The 1923-nt window shown below is 37.1% G+C and carries 2 protein-coding genes and 1 tRNA gene; all 3 read left to right on the forward strand.

Annotation, left to right across the window (positions count from 1 at the left end; all coding sequences use genetic code 11):
• The coding region (locus J671_RS24665) for a patatin-like phospholipase family protein (protein ID WP_171073495.1) at positions 1–807 on the forward strand (807 nt) is incomplete at its 5' end.
• The gene (locus J671_RS24670) at positions 794–1600 is read left to right on the forward strand and encodes a protein kinase domain-containing protein (RefSeq protein ID WP_022575399.1); all 807 of its coding nucleotides are present in this window, start codon (positions 794–796) and stop codon (positions 1598–1600) included. The genes J671_RS24665 and J671_RS24670, both read left to right, overlap by 14 nt.
• A 102-nt stretch (positions 1601–1702) precedes the next feature.
• Positions 1703–1787, forward strand: a tRNA-Leu gene (locus J671_RS24675).
• Positions 1788–1923: the final 136 nt, after the last annotated feature.

Below are 1923 nucleotides of genomic sequence, written 5' to 3' on the forward strand. Positions count from 1 at the left end.
GGCATTGCAGATGTCCACTATTTAAAAAAATTCCTCATTGAAAATTTGGGCGATCTTACTTTTGAAGAAGCATTCAAAAAATCAGGTTTGAATATTAATGTCGCTGTTGCGCCGTACGATGCAACAGAAAATCCTCGGATTATGAATGCAATTATGACACCCAATGTGTTAGTTTGGAGTGCTGTATTGGCTTCTTGTGCTGTGCCAGTTTTATTTCCGCCTGTACGTTTAACCAGTAAGCGTTATGATGGTGAACATACCCCTTATATGGCCAATACTAAATGGGTGGATGGTAGTGTGCGCAGTGACTTCCCACAAGAAAGAATGGCAAGGCTTTATAATTTAAACTACACCATTGCTAGTCAAGTAAATCCGCATGTTGTGCCATTTATGCAAGATGATGCACACCGTTTCCGTAAGGATGTTTTAAGTTGGCCAGAACGTATTTTAAGACGCCAAGGTAAAGTGCTTTCGATGGGAATAATGGATTTTACCCGTCAAAGATTAGGAGCCATTTCTCCAGTAAGGAGATTGCTTGATCACGGATATGGTGTAGTAGGGCAGCGATATTATGGAGATGTTAATATTATTGCCAAATATAGCTTAAAACATTATGCATATACGTTACAAAACCCTCGTCCACATTTATTTAAACGATTACAACGAGAAGGTGAGCGTGCGACTTGGCCGAAAATATCTTCTATAGAAACTCATGCGCGTATTGGTAAAACAATTCAGCATTGTTTAGAAGTTTTACGTTTTGAAGAAAAGAAACAACAGCCAGAGTCTTATTATGCTGAAGCATGATTTTGCTTCCCATATAGAACACTTAAAATGCGTAACAAAACCTAAAAGTTCAGCTTTAGGAAGGCATCTATGGACATGTTCTATAGATGCTCATTACTACTGGCTAAAATATCAAGTGCCGCATGTACATGCTCAAGGTGAGCAAGATTTTTTGCATGAATTGCAATTCTATGAAAATATTCAGCATAAAAAAGTGAATTGGCTTTTGCCATTTAAAATATTTGATGTCAGTACTATTTCCCAATTACATCAGTTTGAAGGGAAAGTATTAATTTTGCCAGACACCGATTGCTGGTTTGATGATTTAGATCAAAAGCAAAATTTAAAAGATATTCATGAGATGATCTATACAGCGCTTATGGCTTTAGCAGAACTTCATGAGCTAGGGTGGATTCATGGCGATATTAAAAAAGAACACTTTCGAAAGTTTGAGCAAAGACTTTATTTAATCGATTTTGAAAAAGCACGGCTTATAACTACTCCTGATTCAATCATTGATGCTACGCCAAGATATATGGCACCTGAACTGTTCCATGGAACTAGGAAGAATATACAAAGCGATTTATATGCTTTTGGAGTTGTTTTATATGAATGGCTAAGTCAAATACGTTTACAAGCAAACACTTATCATGACTGGGCTGTATTGCATTGCCAAAACTTAAACATTCAATTACCAGATTCATTTCAAATTTTTTACCCGTTACTGGTGGGGTTATTGCAAAAACAGCAGAAAAATCGATTTTCAAATGCATTTGAAGCAATCAATTGTTTAAATGCTCTCTCAAACTTATAAAAATCATTGATCTAGTATCTGTATACAATTTACACGGTCAGTTTTTTTTAGAAAAAAAACACTTGTCACTGTTAGATCTTATCGCTAATATACACAGCCATCGGGGGCGTGGCGAAATTGGTAGACGCACTGGATTTAGGTTCCAGCGCCGCAAGGTGTAAGAGTTCGAGTCTCTTCGCCCCCACCATTGAAAAAAGCAAGACGATGATCTTGCTTTTTTTATGATTAAATCTAAAGGGTTTAATTATGCATATAGAGGATTGGTGTAATGGTAGCATGACGGTCTCCAAAACCGTTCGTCAAGGTTCGAATCCTTGATCCTC

It is taken from the genome of Acinetobacter sp. 1130196 (assembly GCF_000588095.1).
GTDB lineage: Bacteria > Pseudomonadota > Gammaproteobacteria > Pseudomonadales > Moraxellaceae > Acinetobacter > Acinetobacter nosocomialis.